The organism is Polaromonas sp., assembly GCF_035638815.1.
GTDB lineage: Bacteria > Pseudomonadota > Gammaproteobacteria > Burkholderiales > Burkholderiaceae_C > Polaromonas.
Map to the genome: position 1 here is coordinate 214122 of NZ_DASQZG010000016.1, position 17589 is coordinate 231710.

The following is a 17589-nucleotide window of genomic DNA, read 5'->3' on the forward strand; positions in this document are numbered from 1 at the left end:
CATCTTATTCACCTGCAGAAAATGCAGGCGAGACTTACAGCGTGACACTAAAGCAGGTGTGCCGACCCGGATCGCTTTTGACATCAATGCTGCCACCATGAAGCTCGACCGCCGTCTTCACAATGGCCAATCCGAGGCCTGTCCCCGGAATCTCGCCCACGTTGCTGGCGCGGTGAAAGGACTCGAACAAATGAGACATTTCTTCTGCGGGTATACCGATGCCCTGGTCTTCCACATCAAACACGATGCGCCCTGCCCGGTCCGAAATGGTGAAAACCACCTCCCCACCTGGTGGTGAGTACTTGATGGCGTTCGAGAGCAGATTTCCGAAGATATGGCGCAAGAGCGTGGCATCAAACAGGCCAGTGGAGACCAGGGGCGCAAACCGCGTGACGACCTCGCAAGCCCCCCTGGACTGAAGCCGCGCTTCTTCCACGATGGAGTGGCACAGCGACAGCAGATCCAGTTGCTGAGGACGAAACTGAAGCATCTGCGCGTCGACCTGCCCGATCAGCAGCACGCGGTCCAGCATGCGCGTCATGCGCTGCACGCCCGCGCCAATGCTTTCCAGAATTTCTGCCCTTTCGCTGGCCGGCATACGGTCGCTGTACTCCTGAAGCAGTTCCGCGGCGGACAAAATGGCCGACAGCGGGGTACGAAACTCATGGCTGGTCATGGAGACAAAACGGGAGCGCAAATCATTGAGCTCTTTTTCACGCTGCAACGCTGCCTTGATGTTTTCTTCAGCACGGCGACGTTCGGTAATGTCCAGAAGTGTCCAGATCACGCCCGCAGTCGGATCGTTCCGGGTGAGACAGCGCCCCGCCAATTGCACCCACAGTATTTCGCCGTCGCGCCTGACCAGCTTGCGCTCTTGCACATAGACACCGTCACGTGCAAGCGCCGCCACCGTTTCAAGCCCGTGTGCCACGAACGTTTCGTCGTCGGTGTAAAACAGGCGGGTCGAACGTCCCACCAGTTCCTCGCGCGGGTAGCCGGTCATTTCCTCGTACTTGTCGTTGACCCACTGAATACGCCGGCCGACGTTGTAGCTGATGCCTACCAAAGCACTGTTGAAAATCGCCTCGCGCTCGGACGAAGCCTGTGCCAGCGCAGCCTCCAGCGCCTTGCGCGCAGAAATGTCCACCACCGCCCAGACGCTGCCCTGGGTGTTGTCGATGACACTTACCGGCTTGCCAGACAAGGTAACCCACAGTAGGCTGCCGTCGCTTTTGCGCATTTCCAGATCTCGCTGAAAAGGCCGGCCCTCCAGCGTGCAATCCGCGATTTCCCGCGCCACGCGCAGATGCTCTTCGTGCGACGGGAAAAGCGCGGCCCAGTCTGCGGACCCTCTGGAGTCGGGAGAGATGCCAAACATCTTCTCCAGCGCCCGGTTAAACCACCGGAGCGTGCCTTCCTGAGTCAGGAAGGCAATCCCCACCAGTGAGTTTTCCAGAATGGTTTCACGCTCTTGCAGCGTGTCGCGCAATTGCGCTTCAAGATTTTTCCGGTGCGTGATGTCCGAGAAAAAAGTTAGCGTGCCCTGCTCTCCATCCCACGGCACAACCGCGACACTGATGCCAATCCAGCGAACCTCACCGCTCGGCAAGAGCAGGCGCAGCTCGTAGCGGCTTGGCACGTCCTCACCGGCCAGACGCCTGTTCTGCCTGTCCAGCACCAGCGCCTGATCGTCGGGATGGATCCGATGCAAAAAACCGACCTGCTTCATTTCATCAACAGACATGTCCACCATCTCCGCCGCACGCGCGTTCGCAAACACAAAACGCTGATCCTTGATAACGACCATGCCTTCGTTGACATGCTCGATCACAGCGTTGGATCGCTCCTGAGAAAGACGCAAGGCCTGCTCTGCGGCGCGGCGTTCGGAAATATCCCGGATGAAGGCGCCAAAGTTGGTTTGTTCTTCGCCCAGCACGCTGAAGATGGACAGCTCGATCGCAACCAATGAGCCATCCTTGTGCAGCGCCTCTATCTCCAGCAGGCGGTTGACAGGCCGACTCTGTCCACCCAGAAGATATTTGGTCAGCCCGGCGTCATGGGCTGCCCGGTGCTGGTGGGGGACGATCAACTGGCACATGTTCTGACCCAGGGCTTCAGACGCGGTCCAGCCGAGCATGCGCTCGGCGCTGGCGTTCCAGCTTGTAATCAGCCCCTCGGCGTTCATCTCCAGCACCGCATCCCTGGCGGACTCCAGCAAGCTCACCATGTGCCTGTGCCTGCTTTCCAGCGCGCGGATCACCCTGCCCGGGTCCGACTCTGCATCCAGCGGGCCGAATCCTGAAGTCGGCAGATTCAGCCCACCAGACGATTCAGGATGTGTGTTCATGCGGTTTTAGGCGGAGGTGATGAGTCGGAGCGACAGGCCGCCGAGGCGGGACTAGCGGGCATTCTCTGCGATGCCCACGGGGTCGGTCAATCAAAAGCGGCGCCATAAGTGAAGACAGCTGGCGCCGCCCCTGCGCCAAAGGTGCCGCTATAGACGGCCCATTTTTACTTATAAAATCCGTGCGACCACAGCCGACCGGCCGCCATCTGCAGCGGCAACGTGCTGAACCGGACGGGCAACCATGGCGCTTATCCTGATCGTTGATGATGACCCGGCCCTCCTGCGGCTCTTGTCTTTGCGCCTGCACTACGAAGGGCACACGGTCATCGAGGCCGACAGTGGTGCAGCGGCCCTGGCAAAACTCGATCACCAAACACCCAGCATCCTCATTACCGACTTGCGCATGCCGGGCATGGACGGGCTGCAACTGTTTGAGGCCGTGCACCGACGTTATCCCTTGTTGCCCGTTCTCATGTTGACCGCCAACGGCACCATTCCCGACGCTGTTCATGCCATGCAGCGTGGCGTGTTTGGCTATATCACCAAGCCGTTTGAAGGCGCTGATCTTATGCGGGAGGTAGATCGCGCGCTGCTTGTCTCGTCTGCGCTCGGTGCGGACATGCCCGGCGAGCAACCCGGCCAGGCGTGGCGGCAAGCCATCGTCACACGCAGCACCCGGATGGAAAAACTGCTGGCCGAGGCGCGGCTTGTGGCGCAGAGCGATGCGTCGGTGCTGATTCACGGCGAAAGCGGAACCGGGAAAGAGCTGCTGGCGCGGGCCCTTCATGCTTCCAGCAGGCGTGCGGGCGAAGCCCTTGTAGCCGTGAACTGCGGGGCCATCCCTGAAAACCTGGTGGAGTCAGAACTGTTCGGCCACGTCAAAGGCTCTTTTACGGGAGCCGTGCGTGACACCACGGGCCTTTTTTCCAGCGCGGACAGGGGTACCATTTTTCTCGATGAAATTGCCGACCTGCCACTGTCCATGCAGGTCAAGCTGCTTCGCGTGCTGCAAGAGCAGGAGGTGCGGCCTGTGGGTTCCGCCCGTGCCCACAAGGTCGATGTGCGCGTCATCTCCGCGACCAACCGCAGGCTCGAAGATGAGGTTGCCGCAGGCCGGTTTCGCGAAGACCTGTTTTACCGTCTCAATGTCATGGGGTTGACACTGCCCCCGCTGGCGGAACGCCGGGAGGACATTGCACTGCTGGCCGATCATTTCATGCGGAGCCTCGCACAGCGTTACGCAAAGCCGTTGACCGCTTTCGCGCCGGGTGCGCTCGAACTGTTGGGGGCAGCGTCATGGCCCGGCAACATCCGGCAGTTGCAGAACGTTGTTGAACGCTGCGTGGTCCTGTGCACGGGATCGCTCATCCCGCTCAGCCTTGTGCAGAACGCTCTCGCCAGTCAGGGGCCGGAGCTATTGCCCCTGGACGAGGCCCGCAAGGAATTTGAGCGCGGCTACCTGACGCAGCTGCTTAAAATGACCAATGGCAACGTCGCACAGGCTGCCAAACTCGCCAAACGCAACCGGACCGACCTCTACGCATTGCTTGCGCGCCATGATCTGGCGTCGTCATCTTTCAAGAGCTGATCGAACAACCCCGAGGTGTCGGCATTCGCAGACAGCCTGAAGCCCTGCTTTCGCCTGGGGTTCTCCCACTTCGCCATGAATGCTGTCTGTGAACACCGACAGCTTGCCCCTGCATCTCTTTGATAACCCATTGATTTCATTAAGGAAATAGCCTGGCACGCATCTTGGATAGAAAGACGGGTCTTTTCAAACCATTCACGAGGAAACCCATGAACTCAGAGCAAATCCACTTGGTGCAATCAACTTTCGCATTGGTGCGACCTATTTCAACAACAGCCGCAGACCTTTTCTACAACCGCCTTTTCACCATCGACCCGTCGCTCCGTCCCATGTTTACAGGCAACCTGGCGGACCAGGGCCGTATGCTGATGTCCATGCTGGGCGCCGCAGTCAACGGGTTAACCAGTCTGGAGTCGACGATTCCGGTGGTCCGGCAGCTGGGTGCGCGGCACGTCAAATACGGTGTGCGCGACGAGCATTACGCCACTGTCGGGACCGCCCTGCTCTGGACGCTGGAGCAAGGCCTGGCTGAAAAATTTACACCGGAGGTTCGTGACGCCTGGACCGCGGCCTACACCCTGTTGGCTACCCAGATGCAGTTAGGTGCCGCGCATGCCGCCGAGCTTCACGACGCAGTGGAAGTGGACTGAGCGTCGATCAACTGCTTGGGCGGTTGACGCTCTCAACCCCCTTGCAGCGCAGCTTAGGCCGCTCGGTAGAACCCCGCTTACTGCGGCTCGATTTTCGCGTCGCGAATGGCCTTGGCCCATTTGACGGTTTCCAACGCGTTGCGCTGGCCCAGAGCTTCAGGTGTGCCGGGCTCAACCGCAAAACCGATGGCAGAGAATTTTTCCTGAATTTCCTTGCTTTGCGCGGCCGCGTTGACGGCCTGGTTGAGCTTGGCAACGATGTCAGGCGGCGTGCCGGCTGGGGCAAACACGGCGAAATAGGCGATCAGTTCGTAGTCTTTCAGGCCCAGCGCCTCATTGACAGTGGGCAGCTCCGGAATGGCGGCTGAGCGCTTGGTTGATGTGACAGCCAGGCCGCGGATTTTGCCAGCCTTGATCTGCGGCAGCATGACCGCAAAGTCGGCGGTGAACATCATCACCTGGCCACCGATCAGGTCGGTCATTGCAGCGGGGCCGCTTTTATAGGGCACGCTGGTGAAGGAGATACCGGCCATGCTGGCCAGCATTTCGGAAGAAACAAGCTGCGAGGTGCTGGCGCTTGCGGAGGTGACATGTCCTGGCTTGGTCTTTCCCAGGGTCACCAGCTCACGCAGGTTTTTGGCGGGCACGTCGTTGTTGACGGCAACGATCAGCGGAACCGAACCGATGTAGCCTACCGGCGTGAAAGCCGTGTCCTGGTTGTAGGGCAGCGTTTTCATCAGGCTCTTCAAGGCAGCGTTGGTGCTGTTGGTGCCGATGAGGATGGTGTAACCGTCCGGCGCGGATTTGGCGACTGCTTCAGCGCCCAGCATGCCGTTGACGCCAGCCTTGTTTTCCACCACAACGGTCTGGCCCAGGGTTTCGGACATCTTGGCGGCAAAGGCGCGGCCAACGGTGTCCGTGGCGCTGCCAGCAGCAAAGGGCACGATGGCCTTGATCGGTTTGTTGGGAAAGGCCTGGCCAAATGCGGTGAAAGAAAGGCTGGCCAGGGCCAGGAAAAGAATCGACTTGGATTTCATGTTTTTGTCTCCGGTTGAGTAATGTGCCAAAGACGGACTATGAAGGAAGCCGGAGCGGCTGTAAATTCGTTTCTGAATAACCTGCAGTTGTTGCGGGCCAGGGCACCGTCATCCCCGACTAAACTCGATCGATGGCCACCTCCTCCCCCTCAGACGCGCCAAAAGGCGCGCCCCGATCGCTGTCGGGCCTTGTGCCTTTTCTTCGTCCCTACCGGTGGCGGATCGCCCTGGCCGGGTTTTTCCTGGTGCTGGCTGCCGTCGCCACGCTGGTGTTTCCCGTCGCGCTGCGCAGTCTGATTGACGGCGGTTTGACGGCTAGCGATAAAGGCGCGCAAGTGCTGGCGCTGAAAGAACACTTTGGGGCGCTTTTTGCCGTGGCAGTGGCGCTGGCACTGTTTTCAGCCGGTCGTTTTTACATGGTGAGCTGGCTGGGAGAGCGCGTAACGGCGGACCTGCGCAATGCCGTCTACACCCACGTGGTGCATCAAAGCCCGGAGTTTTTTGAAACTACGCAAACCGGTGAGGTGCTTTCGCGACTAACGGGTGACACCACGCTGGTGCAAACAGTCGTGGGGTCATCCCTCAGCATGGGGCTGCGTAACGCGGTGATGGGGGTGGGCGCACTGGCTATGCTGATTTACACCAACCCTTACCTGATGGTTCAGGTGCTGGGTGGTCTGGTGCTGGTGGTGTTGCCTTCTGTCTGGTTCGGGCGGCGCGTGCGAAAGCTTTCCCGGGCCAGCCAGGACAGGGTGGCTGACTCCAGTGCGATTGCGGCTGAGATTCTGAATGCGATTCCCGTTGTGCAAAGTTACACCGCCGAGGCACGCGAGGCAGCCCGGTTTGACAAATCGACCAACGACGCTTTTCACACGGCAGTTCGGCGCAGCAGGGCCCGCTCGGTGTTGATTGCCTTCATCATCATTGCCAGCTCAGCAGCGCTGCTGGGCGGTCTTTACCAGGGCACTCAGGCTGTGCTCCGCGGCGAGATCACCGCAGGGCATCTGGGCCAGACGGTGATGTATGTGATTATTCTGGCGGGCGCGACCGCAGTGCTGGGCGAGGTATACGGCGACCTGCTTCGCGCTGCGGGTGCGACCGAACGGCTGATGGAGCTGCTGGAAAGCCGCTCGCCCGTGACATCACCCTCAAATCCGGTTGCAGCCCCGGCAGTACGGGGCGGAAGCGCTATCAAATTTGAAGCAATTCATTTTCACTATCCGTCGCGTCCGGATCAGGCCGCACTGGCCGACTTCAACCTCAGCGTGGCGCCGGGTGAAACCGTCGCCCTGGTTGGGCCAAGCGGAGCGGGGAAAAGCACGGTGTTCCAGCTGTTGCTGCGCTTTTACAACCCTGCGTCGGGCCACATTGAACTGGACGGTGTCAGAACGGCCGACCTGACACTGCGGGACCTGCGTCAGCGCATTGGCATCGTGCCGCAGGATGCCGTGATTTTCTCCACCAGTGCGCTTGAAAACATTCGCTATGGAAAGCCGGAGGCAAGCGATGATGAAGTGAAGGCTGCTGCCAAGGCCGCTTTTGCGCACGAATTCATCAGCGCGCTGCCGCAAGGTTATGACGCTTTTTTGGGCGAGCGCGGCGTGCGCCTGTCGGGCGGACAACGCCAACGTATTGCCATTGCCCGGGCCATGCTGAAAAATTCGCCCCTGCTGCTGCTGGATGAAGCCACCAGCGCGCTGGACGCCGAGAGCGAGCGCATGGTGCAGGCGGCGCTGGAGTCGGCCATGAAGGGGCGGACCACGCTGGTGATTGCCCATCGCCTGGCGACTGTGCAGCAAGCCAGCCGCATCCTGGTGCTGGACCACGGTCGACTGGTAGAGCAAGGGACACATGCGGAGCTGGTGGCCCGCGGCGGCATTTATGCGCGATTGGCGGCGCTGCAGTTCAACGCCTGAGAATGTTTGATCCGTCATCCCGGGCGTGACCCGGGATCCATGCCACAGGACCCGCCGACCGTTGCCGAGACTTGGTCGGTCGAAGGCAGCTCAGACACCTCTATCAAACCTTGGTTATGCATTATCTGCATGAAAAACCATGAACCCGGCCTTGGACAGTTGGCAGTGGCAGGCCTAAGCTCTTCCCATCGATTGTCCACAAGGAGTTTTTCATGTCGAAATCATCAGATTCCAGCGCAGCTGCCGCCTCAGGCAGCCACCCCCTTCCCTCTTACCTGCAGGCCGACCAGCTGGGTCCTTGGGGCAATTACCTGCAACAGGTAGACCGGGTCATTCCGCACCTGGGCAGTCTGGCGCGTTGGGCGGAAACACTCAAGCGTCCCAAGCGGATCCTGGTGGTCGACGTTCCCATCCACATGGACGACGGAACAGTGGCGCACTTTGAGGGGTACCGCGTGCAGCACAACGTCTCGCGTGGACCCGGCAAGGGCGGCGTCCGTTTCCACCAGGACGTGACACTGTCCGAAGTGATGGCCCTGTCGGCCTGGATGTCGATCAAGAACGCGGCTGTCAATGTGCCCTACGGCGGCGCAAAGGGCGGGATTCGCGTGGATCCGAAAAAACTGTCGCGCGGTGAACTCGAGCGCATGACACGCCGCTACACCAGCGAGATCGGGATCATCATCGGCCCCAACAAGGACATCCCTGCGCCCGACGTCAACACCAACGAGCAAATCATGGCCTGGATGATGGACACCTACTCCATGAACACCGGCTCAACCGCGACTGGCGTGGTCACCGGCAAACCGGTCGACCTGGGCGGCTCACTCGGCCGGCGTGAGGCCACTGGCCGCGGCGTGTACACCGTAGGCGTGGAAGCCGCCAAACACATCGGACTGGACATCAGCACAGCGCGGGTAGCGGTGCAGGGGTTTGGAAACGTGGGCGGCGTGGCGGGCAAGCTGTTTGCAGAGGCCGGCGCGCGCATTGTGGCTGTGCAAGACCATGGCGGCACGATCTACCGCGAGTCCGGCCTCGATGTGCCGGCACTCCTCAAACACGTGGCCGAGACCGGCAGTGTTGGCGGCTTCAAGCAGGCAGACGTCATGCCCAATGAGTTGTTCTGGGAAGTCGATTGCGAAATCATGATTCCTGCTGCGCTTGAGCAGCAGATCACCAAGGACAACGCCGGTCGCATCAAGGCCCGCATGATCATCGAAGGCGCCAACGGCCCGACCACGCCTGAAGCCGACGACATCCTGCTTGAGCGCAACGTGCTGGTGTTGCCAGACGTGATCGCCAACGCAGGCGGTGTGACTGTGAGTTATTTCGAGTGGGTGCAGGATTTTTCAAGCTTCTTCTGGGACGAAGCGGAGATCAACGCCCGCCTGGTTCGCATCATGAAGGAGGCTTTCGCAGCCGTGTGGCAAGTGTCGCAAGACAACAAGGTCAGCCTGCGCACGGCGACGTTTATCGTGGCCTGCAAGCGGATTTTGCATACGCGTGAGTTGCGTGGTTTGTATCCTTGATTGAATGCGATCTCAGGCCACGCTCGCCGGCAAGTTGCAGCTTGCGTATTGATAGCATCACGCTCCGTTCCAGGCTAGCGCAGGACAGTAGGGTCTAACTCCCCACTCCCACCCCTAGCCCCTCCCTCGCCCCGCTGGGCGATGGAGGGGGACTTCATTTGGCCTTGGGTGCTGCAAGCGCGTGCATGAATGGCAGACTCGTGAGCAGAATCCGCTCCGATTCCGCTCCCCACTCCTTCTGTATGCGCCGAGGAGCGGAGGTTCAGGCGGATAAGGGCTGACACTTGTTTGAGCCGAAGGCGAGCTTGTGTCAGACCCCGTCTGAACCGAGCACCGCCGGTTGCCCCGGAGCGCAGCGCAGGGGACGCAGACAGCAGGGTCGCCTTTTTCTTTGCTTACTTTCTTTTTGGCGACGCAAAAAGAAAGTGAGTTGCCGCCGGGCAACCCCCGGCTAGCAGGCAATCCACCAAAGCTAGAAGTGAAGACAGTAGAAAGCCAACATGGATCCCGGATCAAGTCCGGGACGACAACCAAGGACTACTGCAAGGTTTCTTTCACGGCAGCCGGTAGCGGCAAGGGCATCACTTCAATGCCCTCTTCAATCAGTTCCACCGCATCCTGCAGGCTGGCCTGTCCGCGAATGTTGCGGTGCTCGGCGTCCCCGTAGTGCATGGCCCGAGCCTCGTTGGCAAAACGCTCGCCCACATCTTCAGTATTGGCCAACACGTGGCGCAAGGCTTCGAGGAATTCTGATTGACCAGCTGCGCTGGCAGGAGCGACCATTTGATGTGGTGTCGCGTCAGTCACCGCTACTTCACGCGAAGCAGACGGCGCGGAAACCGGTGCACCAAAATTCAGCCGCGGTGCACTGGGCATTTTCTGTATGGCGAGGTCCGCGCACATCGGACAGGCCACCAGCCCACGCGTGAGCTGACTTTGGAAGTCTTCTTCTGACCCAAACCAGCCTTCAAACGAATGCCGATACGAACATTGAAGATCAAGAACTTTCATGACCGGATTATCCGCCCACCCCGGTTTTCCAATCCCGCGTCCATGCGCCTGACAAAACGTTTTGCAGCCACAAGGCGCCTGCCAGCGTCTTGCCGTCGGTGACGCTTCCGTCCTGACACCATTGCAGCACCTGCTCCGGTGTGGCAGTGAAAACATCGAGAAACTCTCCGGCGTCAAGTTGCCTCTGGCCGGCGGTCAGGTCTCGGGCGAACCAGATGTCGATAAATTCGGTCGAATAGGAAATCACCGGGTGCAACACACCGGCCTTCGCCCAAAGCCTCGCGGTGTAGCCAGTTTCTTCCCGTAGCTCGCGCTGTGCACAGGCAAGCGAACCTTCACCAGCATCGAGCTTGCCCGCTGGAAACTCCAGCATGACAGATTGCACCGGATAGCGGAATTGACGCTCCAGTACCAGCTTGCCATCATCCAGTTGGGCAATGATCATCACAGCGCCGGGATGACGTATGTACTCGCGCGTAGCCTGACGTCCATCGGGGAGCCGGACTGTGTCTGTGAAGGCATGCAAAAAATTGCCCCGCAGCAGCTCGCGGCTGTCGAGCGTTTCTTCGCGAAGGTGGCTATCAGGCCCCGGGCCCGGCGCGGCCTCGCCCGGCTTGTTGCTATGCATGCTCAACGGTGTTTAAACAGGTAGCGATACACAAAACCGGGAAACGCGAACGTAATGAACAGGGTGCCGGTAATGGCGTAGAACTCCCAGCCCTGCGGCGCGATTTGCCCTGCGCGCTGCTCCAGAAACAGCCCCAGACCGCCAACAACAAAGTACCAGAAAACCATTTCGGCCAGACGCACGGCCAGGAGCTTCGGCCCGGCTAAACGGATCACAGCCAGAAGGCGGTTGCTGATGAAGGGAAGATTGGCGGCCAGCAAGGCCAGCACGACCACCAGCCATACCGAGGCAGTCTGGCTCATGGCGCTCTCAAGATCCCAGCGATTTGACGACGCTGGCGATGGCCTGGGTGCACAGCGTCATCAAGCCGCCAGGCATGATGCCGAGCAGCAGCACCAAAGCACCGTTGATCGTCAGGACCACCCTTGCATCGCCTGGAGCAAAGATGGCGGTCGGCATGCCGACGTTGGGCGCGTCAAAGTACATCACCTTCACGACGCGCAGATAATAGAAGGAACCGATCAGCGACATCATGACCGCGAACACTGCCAACACGATGTAAATGGTCTGCTGCGAAGACACCAGCGCCTGCAACACACCCAGCTTGGCGTAAAAACCAACCACGGGTGGCACACCGGCCAGTGAGAACATGCTGATGGCCATGACGCCGGCAAACAGGGGGCTGCGCTGGTTCAGGCCTGCCAGGTCAGAGATTTCTTCCGACTCATGGCCCGTACGTGCCAACAGCAAAATGATGCCGAACACGGCCAGCGTGGTCAGCACATACGTAATGACATAAAACATGGCCGCACCATAGGCCAACTCGGCATTGAGTTTGTTGCCGTCAACCACACCCGCCAGCAAGGCAAGCAGCACAAAGCCCATTTGCGAAATGGTCGAGAAAGCCAACATGCGCTTGAGGTTGGTCTGCGCGATGGCGGCCAGGTTGCCTACAAGCAATGAACCTATGGCCAGCACCGCCAACATCTGTTGCCAGTCGATAGCCAGCGGCAACAAGCCCTGGACCAGCAAACGTATGCAGATGGCAAATGCGGCCAGTTGGGGTGCGGCGCCAATCAGCAGCGTGATGGCAGTCGGTGCACCCTGATACACGTCGGGCAACCACATATGAAAAGGCACGGCACCGAGCTTGAAGGCCAGACCGGCAACGATAAACACGAGACCGAATACCAGAACGTGGTGGTTGAACTGGCGGCTGGCAATGGCCTTGTAAACTTCATTGACGTCGAGCGAGCCCGTGGCGCCGTACATCATGGACAAGCCATACAGCAAGAAGCCGGAGGCCAGCGCACCCAGCACAAAATACTTCATGGCTGCTTCAGTGGCCGTCGCATTGTCACGGCGCAGCGCGACCAGGGCGTAGCTGCACAGGGTCATGAGTTCCAGACCCATGTAGATAACCAGGAAGTTGTTGCCAGAGATCATCACAAAGATGCCCAGCAATGCAAACATGCCCAGCGTGAACAGCTCCCCGCCACGCAGCATGTCGCGCGCCACTGCATAGCCACGGCCGTAGACCAGGGTGACCATCATGGCGACGGTGGCAAAACACTTGAGCCAGTTGCCCATGGGGTCACTCACGACCATATTGCCGAACCCGTAGATGGTTTTACCGGCGACTGCATATTTGGCCTGCAATGCGGCCACGACGGCCAGCGTGAGCAAGGTCAGCACGTACGTCAGTGTCCGTTGCGGGCTTTTCACGCCCAGATCCACGAGCGCGATCACACACGCCATGGTCAGGAGGATGATTTCCGGGTAAACCGAAATCCAGCTTAGTTTGTCAATCATCTGAATACTTCTTGTGCTTGCTTATTGCAGTTTGGAGGCGGCGACATGCTTGAGCAGGTCAGCGACCGAGCTGTCCATCACATCAGTGAAGGGCTTGGGATAGATGCCCATGTAAAGCACGGCAATGGCGAGCAGGGTCAACATCAAAAACTCGCGGCTGTTGATGTCGGTGAGCCCTTTGACGTCGTCGTTAACCACCGGGCCGAGATACACGCGTTTGAACATCCACAGGGTGTAGCCGGCGCCAAAGATCAGCGCGGTCGAAGCCGCCGCGCCTGTCCAGAAGTTGAACTTGATCGCGCCCAGGATAACCATCCACTCACCTACAAAACCAGCGGTAGCCGGCAGGCCGCAGTTGGCCATGGCAAACAACAGCGCAAAGGCTGTGAATTTGGGCATGGTGTTGACGACGCCGCCATAGCTGGCAATTTCACGCGAATGCACGCGGTCGTACAACACACCAATACAGAGGAACATGGCGCCCGACACAAACCCGTGCGCAATCATCTGCACAATCCCGCCGGATACACCGAGGTCGTTGAATATGAAAAAGCCCAGGGTGACAAAACCCATGTGCGCTACTGATGAGTACGCCACCAGTTTTTTCATGTCCTGTTGAACCATGGCCACCAAGCCGACATAAATCACGGCGATCAGGGACAGTCCAATCATCAGCCAGGCCCACTCGTGGGCAGCATCAGGCGCAATGGGCATGGAGAAGCGCAAAAACCCATAGGCGCCCAGCTTCAACATGATGGCGGCCAGTACTGCCGAGCCGCCCGTAGGTGCTTCAACGTGCACGTCAGGCAGCCAAGTGTGCACCGGCCACATCGGCACCTTCACGGCAAAAGCTGCAAAGAAGGCAAAGAACAAAAAGGTCTGTGCCGTGATGCTCAACGGCAGCTTGTACCAGACGGTCAGGTCAAAGCTGCCGCCAGATTTGACATACAAGAAGATGAGCGCAATCAGCATCAGCAGCGAGCCGAGCAAGGTGTACAGGAAGAACTTGAACGCCGCGTAAATCTTGCGCGGTCCACCCCATATGCCGATGATGAGGTACATCGGTATCAGCGTGGCTTCAAAGAAAACGTAAAACAGCATGCCATCGAGGGCAGTGAAGACCCCGATCATCAGCCCGCTGAGCACCATGAACGATGCCATGTACTGGTTGACGCGGGTGGTGATGGACTCCCAGCTGGCAATGATGACAACGACGTTGATAAAAGCCGTCAGCAAAACAAACCAGAGGGAAATGCCGTCCACACCGAGGTGATAGTTGACATTGAAACGCTCGATCCAGCTTGCTTTTTCCACAAACTGCATCGTGGACGTACCCAATGCAAAACCGCGATACAGCGGGAGCGTCACCAGAAAACTGATGACGGCACCAATCAGCGCAATCCAGCGTACGCTGCGCGCCTGGTCATCACGTCCAAGTGCCAGCAGGATGACGCCGAAAAAAATCGGCGTCCAGATGGCAAGGCTCAACAATCCCATTTTTGTTATTCCTATGTGTCGCTTATTTGTTGAGCAGCTCTTTGAGCATCGGCCAAGTCGCGAAGTAGCTGATCAGGATGAAAATACCCATGATCATGGCCAGCGCGTAGTGGTAGATATACCCCGTCTGCACCTTGCGCACCACGGCCGACACCCAACCCACCAGTTTCCAGGATCCGTTAACCACAGCGCCGTCAATCATCTTCTCGTCGCCGCCCTTCCAGAGACCGGTACCCAGGGCACGTGCGCCGCGCGCCAGTACGTTTTCGTTGAACCAGTCCATGTAGTACTTGTTTTCGAGCAGTGTGTAGATGGGCTCGACGCGCCGCTTGATGGCAGCGGGCAAGGCGGGATTGATCAGATACATGTACCAGGCCGTCACCACACCCGCAACGGCTAACCAGAAGGGCGCAGTCATCAGACCGTGCGAAGCCATCTGCGCGGCGCCGTGAAACATCTGCCCAAGGGCAGCCATGGCCGGGTGCTTGTCAGCATTCACCACAATCGCATCTTTGAGGAAATCGCCGAACAGCATGGGCTGGATGGTGATGAAGCCAATCACAACGGAGGGAATCGCCAGCAGGACCAGCGGCGCCGTAACCACCCACGGGGACTCATGTGGCTTGCCATGATCGCCGTGGCCGTGGTGATCGTCATGGTGGTCATCGTGGTGCACGTCCGGGTTGAGGTCGTAACGCTCCTTGCCATGAAAGACCAGAAAGTACATGCGAAAAGAATAAAACGCCGTGACAAACACGCCAGCCAGCACGGCGAAGTAGGCAAAGCCCGCGCCGGTCAGATGGCTGGCATGTACCGCTTCAATGATGCTGTCCTTCGAATAAAACCCCGAAAACAGTGGTGTGCCGATCAAGGCCAACGAACCGAGCAGCGCGGTGATCCAGGTGATGGGCATGTATTTGCGCAGTCCGCCCATCCAGCGGATGTCCTGGTTGTGGTGCACGCCCATGATGACCGAGCCAGCCGCCAGGAACAGTAGCGCCTTGAAGAACGCGTGGGTCATCAGGTGGAACACCGCAACCGAATAGGCTGAAGCGCCCAGCGCTACAGTCATGTAACCAAGCTGCGACAAGGTGGAATACGCCACCACCCGTTTGATGTCGTTCTGGATGATGCCGAGGAAACCCATGAACAGGGCCGTGATGGCTCCGATAACCATGATGAAACTGAGTGCGGTGTCACTCCACTCAAACAGCGGCGACATGCGAGCGACCATGAAGATGCCGGCGGTCACCATGGTGGCAGCGTGAATCAGGGCAGAAATAGGCGTCGGACCTTCCATCGAGTCAGGCAACCAGACATGCAGTGGGAACTGGGCCGACTTGCCCATTGCGCCTATGAAGAGGCAAATACAGATGACCGTGATCAGCATCCAGTCAGTGCCGGGGAAGCCCAGTTTGGCAATCTCGCCGGACTTGGCGAATACCTCTGTGTAGTTGAGCGTGCCGGCATAGGCCGCAAGCAGACCAATGCCAAGGATGAAGCCAAAGTCACCGACACGATTGACCAGAAAGGCCTTCATGTTGGCAAAGATGGCCGTAGGCTTGTTGAACCAGAAACCGATGAGCAGGTAGGACACGAGGCCGACAGCCTCCCAACCGAAGAAGAGCTGCAGCATGTTGTTGCTCATGACCAGCATCAACATCGAAAAAGTGAACAGCGAGATGTAGGCGAAGAAGCGGTTGTAGCCTTCGTCTTCCTCCATATAGCCAATCGTGTAGATATGCACCATCAGCGACACGAAAGTCACCACACACATCATCATGGCCGTCAGACCGTCGACGAGGAACCCGATTTCCATCTTCAAGCCACCCACCACCATCCAGGTGTAGAGCGTCTCATTAAAGCGGGCACCATCGACCGCCACGCTTTTCAGCGTCATGGCTGAGAGGATGAAAGCCACCAGGACGCCGGCAATGGTCAGGGTGTGGGACAGCCGGCGGCCGATCCAGTTGCCACCAAAAGTTGTTCCGAAAATACCGGCCAGCACAGCGCCCGCCAGGGGCGCCATTGGGACTGCCAGCAAAGTCGCCGCAGAAAGGGTTTGGCTCATGTCTGGTTATCCCTTGAGCGTGTTGAGTTCGTCCACGTTGATGCTGGACTTGTTACGGAACAGCAGCACGAGAATCGCCAGACCAATGGCCGACTCGGCGGCGGCAACGGTCAGGATAAAAAAGACGAAGATCTGGCCGGCCATGTCGTTCAGGTAGTACGAAAAAGCCACAAAATTCATGTTGACCGCCAGCAGCATCAGCTCAATGGCCATCAGCAACACAATGAGATTTTTGCGGTTAAGAAAAATCCCGATGACCGACAGCGCAAACAGCATGGCGCCCAAAGTCAAAAAGTGTCCAAGCGTGAGCATCATGCTTTTTCCTCCGGCGTAGCCGCTGCAGGCGCGGGGGCAGCCACTGTTGGCAGGATTTTGACCAGACTGACCCTGTCTTCACGCTTGACGCGGATCTGGTCAGCAGGGTTGATGTATTTGGAATCCTTGCGCTGGCGCAAAGTCAGCGCAATGGCGGCAATGATGGCCACCAGCAAAATCACGGCCGCAATTTCAAGCGGGTACAGATACTCTGAATACAGCACCTTGCCCAGTTCTTTGGTGTTGGACACCTGGGCGGCCGCATGGCCACTGAGTACTACCGACTTGGGCTCCTGGCTGGTACGAAACCCGCCCATCAGCACGGCAGCCATTTCCAGCGCAATCAAGGCGCCAACCATTCCAGCCAGCGGAAAATGCTTCCAGAATCCCTTGCGGACGCCTTCCAGATTCACATCAAGCATCATCACCACAAAGAGGAACAGCACCATGACGGCGCCGACGTACACCAGTACCAGCGTGATGGCCAAAAACTCGGCCTTGAGCAGAACCCAGATGGCCGCAGCCTGAAAAAAGGCCAGCACCAGGTAAAGCGCTGCATGCACCGGGTTGCGGGCGGTGATCACCTTGAATGCGGCAAACAGCAGCACCAGGGCAAAGACATAAAAGAGACCTGTTTTAGCGTCCATGTTCTGCAAATCTTTCTTGAGCCAACTACGTGAGGCCGGTTTCAGCGGTACTTGGCATCTGCAGCCCGATTGGCCGCAATTTCTTTTTCGTAGCGGTCACCCACCGCCAGCAGCATGTCTTTGGTGAAATACAGGTCGCCCCGTTTTTCGCCGTGGTATTCAAAAATATGCGTCTCCACAATCGAGTCGACCGGGCAGCTTTCCTCGCAGAACCCGCAAAAGATGCATTTGGTCAAATCAATGTCATAACGCGAGGTACGGCGGCTGCCGTCGTCCCGCACATCTGATTCGATGGTGATGGCCATCGCCGGGCAAACGGCCTCGCACAGTTTGCAGGCAATGCAGCGCTCTTCGCCGTTGTCATAACGACGCAACGCGTGCAGGCCCCGGAAACGAGGGCTTGCCGGCGTTTTTTCTTCCGGAAACTGGATCGTGATCTTGCGCTTGAACATGTACTTGCCGGTCAGGGCCATGCCCTTGAACAGCTCGGTGAGCATGAAGCTCGATACAAAGTCTTTGACAGAAGCAACGGCACTCATGA

Annotated in this window: 15 protein-coding genes; 4 read left to right on the forward strand and 11 right to left on the reverse strand. The window is 58.6% G+C overall.

What is annotated here, in order from left to right; all coding sequences use genetic code 11:
• Positions 1-34: 34 nt before the first annotated feature.
• A complete protein-coding gene (locus VE934_RS11245) occupies positions 35-2347 on the reverse strand; it encodes a PAS domain S-box protein (protein WP_324887443.1) in 2313 nt (770 codons plus the stop codon).
• A gap of 241 nt (positions 2348-2588) precedes the next feature.
• Between VE934_RS11245 and VE934_RS11250 the strand changes: the two genes are divergently transcribed.
• Both VE934_RS11250 and VE934_RS11255 read left to right on the forward strand, forming a co-directional pair.
• Positions 2589-3935 carry a sigma-54 dependent transcriptional regulator gene (locus VE934_RS11250; RefSeq protein ID WP_324887445.1) on the forward strand — a complete coding sequence of 449 codons (1347 nt, stop codon included), beginning with the start codon at positions 2589-2591 and terminating at the stop codon, positions 3933-3935.
• Positions 3936-4144: 209 nt separating this feature from the next.
• Positions 4145-4585, forward strand: a complete 441-nt coding sequence (locus tag VE934_RS11255) for a globin family protein (RefSeq protein WP_324887447.1) — start codon at positions 4145-4147, stop codon at positions 4583-4585.
• A 77-nt stretch (positions 4586-4662) separates the two neighbouring features.
• Here VE934_RS11255 and VE934_RS11260 read toward each other — a convergent pair whose 3' ends face one another.
• On the reverse strand, positions 4663-5622 hold the full coding sequence (locus tag VE934_RS11260) for a tripartite tricarboxylate transporter substrate binding protein (RefSeq protein WP_324887449.1): 960 nt from the start codon (positions 5620-5622) through the stop codon (positions 4663-4665).
• 131 nt (positions 5623-5753) lie between these two features.
• Between VE934_RS11260 and VE934_RS11265 the strand changes: the two genes are divergently transcribed.
• Both VE934_RS11265 and VE934_RS11270 read left to right on the forward strand, forming a co-directional pair.
• Complete coding sequence (locus VE934_RS11265; protein WP_324887451.1) at positions 5754-7538, forward strand: ABC transporter transmembrane domain-containing protein; 1785 nt, start codon at positions 5754-5756, stop codon at positions 7536-7538.
• 212 nt (positions 7539-7750) lie between these two features.
• Positions 7751-9067, forward strand: a complete 1317-nt coding sequence (locus VE934_RS11270; protein WP_324887453.1) for a Glu/Leu/Phe/Val dehydrogenase — start codon at positions 7751-7753, stop codon at positions 9065-9067.
• 537 nt (positions 9068-9604) lie between these two features.
• Here the strand turns inward: VE934_RS11270 and VE934_RS11275 are convergent.
• Genes VE934_RS11275 through nuoI form a run of 9 tightly spaced genes read right to left on the reverse strand, consistent with a single transcriptional unit; the run spans position 9605 to position 17587 of the window.
• A complete protein-coding gene (locus VE934_RS11275) occupies positions 9605-10078 on the reverse strand; it encodes a DUF1178 family protein (RefSeq protein WP_324887455.1) in 474 nt (157 codons plus the stop codon).
• Between the two features lie 7 nt (positions 10079-10085).
• A complete protein-coding gene (locus tag VE934_RS11280; RefSeq protein WP_324887457.1) occupies positions 10086-10706 on the reverse strand; it encodes an NUDIX hydrolase in 621 nt (206 codons plus the stop codon).
• A gap of 2 nt (positions 10707-10708) precedes the next feature.
• The gene (locus VE934_RS11285) at positions 10709-11008 is read right to left on the reverse strand and encodes a DUF2818 family protein (protein WP_324887459.1); all 300 of its coding nucleotides are present in this window, start codon (positions 11006-11008) and stop codon (positions 10709-10711) included.
• 7 nt (positions 11009-11015) lie between these two features.
• Positions 11016-12518, reverse strand: coding sequence for an NADH-quinone oxidoreductase subunit NuoN (gene nuoN, locus VE934_RS11290; protein WP_324887461.1), 1503 nt, complete (start codon positions 12516-12518; stop codon positions 11016-11018).
• Positions 12519-12539: 21 nt separating this feature from the next.
• Positions 12540-14015, reverse strand: coding sequence for an NADH-quinone oxidoreductase subunit M (locus VE934_RS11295; protein ID WP_324887463.1), 1476 nt, complete (start codon positions 14013-14015; stop codon positions 12540-12542).
• Positions 14016-14037: 22 nt separating this feature from the next.
• Positions 14038-16086: an NADH-quinone oxidoreductase subunit L gene (nuoL, locus tag VE934_RS11300; protein ID WP_324887466.1), complete on the reverse strand. Its 2049-nt coding sequence runs from the start codon at positions 16084-16086 to the stop codon at positions 14038-14040.
• Between the two features lie 6 nt (positions 16087-16092).
• Positions 16093-16401, reverse strand: a complete 309-nt coding sequence (gene nuoK, locus VE934_RS11305) for an NADH-quinone oxidoreductase subunit NuoK (RefSeq protein ID WP_324887468.1) — start codon at positions 16399-16401, stop codon at positions 16093-16095.
• Entirely contained in the window at positions 16398-17048 is a 651-nt protein-coding gene (locus tag VE934_RS11310) for an NADH-quinone oxidoreductase subunit J (RefSeq protein ID WP_324887470.1), read from the reverse strand. Before VE934_RS11310 ends, nuoK begins: the two co-directional genes overlap by 4 nt.
• Before the next feature lie 41 nt (positions 17049-17089).
• Complete coding sequence (gene nuoI, locus VE934_RS11315) at positions 17090-17587, reverse strand: NADH-quinone oxidoreductase subunit NuoI (protein WP_324887472.1); 498 nt, start codon at positions 17585-17587, stop codon at positions 17090-17092.
• Between the last annotated feature and the right edge of the window lie 2 nt (positions 17588-17589).